Raw genomic sequence first — 835 nt, 5'->3', positions numbered from 1 at the left:
GCCACGGCCTCGCCTACGGCGTGCGCCGCACCGGCGCCACCATCCTGGGACTGCAGCTCGGCCTGCTGCTCGTGCTGGTGATCGCCGGCGCGGGCGTGGGGTCGCTGCTGCTGGCCTCCGAAACCGCCTTCGGCGCCGTGAAGGTGCTGGGCGCGTGCTACCTGATCTACCTCGGCTTCACGCAGTGGCGCGCGGGCGGCGCCGCGTCCCTGCTGGACGGTGGCGAGGGCGTGCCCGCGGGTTCCTGGCGCAGGCGCTGCGCGACGGGCTTCCTCACCAACGCCACCAATCCCAAGGGCATCATCTTCATGGTGGCCGTGCTGCCGCAGTTCCTGACGGAGGCGCGCCCGCTCTGGACGCAGCTGCTCGCCATGGCCGCGACGACGGTGGCCGTGGACCTGACGGTGATGCACGGGTATGCGGCCGGCGCCAGCGCGCTGCGGCGCCTGCTGCGCAGCCCGCGCGCCGTGCGCAACCAGAACCGCGTCTTCGGCGGCCTGCTCATGGCGGTGGGCGCCGGGCTGTTCTTCGTCAAGCGCGGCGGCCAGCACGCCTGAGCCGGCGGCACCGGCCGGCTTGCGCGGTCACGGCGCAGCGCTACCATCGGCGTCCCGCAACGCACGCATTCCGCCATCGAGGAGAGTCGCACATGTCCATGATCGCAGTGGCAAACCCCAAGGGGGGAGTCGGCAAGTCCACGCTTGCCATGAACGTGGCCGGCTTTTTCGCGAGCCAGGGCCACACCGTCGCCCTGGGCGACCTGGACCCGCAGCAATCGTCCCGGCTCTGGCGCAGCCTGCGCCCGGCCACGGCCCGGCCCATCGCCGACTGGGAG

At 72.8% G+C, this 835-nt stretch carries 2 protein-coding genes; both read left to right on the top strand.

Annotated features, from left to right (window positions below; all coding sequences use genetic code 11):
• Positions 1-557: LysE family transporter (locus tag GVL52_RS31445; RefSeq protein WP_160012656.1), on the top strand; the 557-nt coding region annotated here is incomplete at its 5' end.
• Between the two features lie 92 nt (positions 558-649).
• The coding region (locus GVL52_RS31440; protein ID WP_160012655.1) for a ParA family protein at positions 650-835 on the top strand (186 nt) is incomplete at its 3' end.

The organism is Rhizobium sp. 18055 (genome assembly GCF_902706285.1).
In the GTDB taxonomy this organism is placed as follows: domain Bacteria; phylum Pseudomonadota; class Alphaproteobacteria; order Rhizobiales; family Rhizobiaceae; genus Rhizobium.
This window is presented reverse-complemented; position numbering and strand designations above follow the sequence as displayed.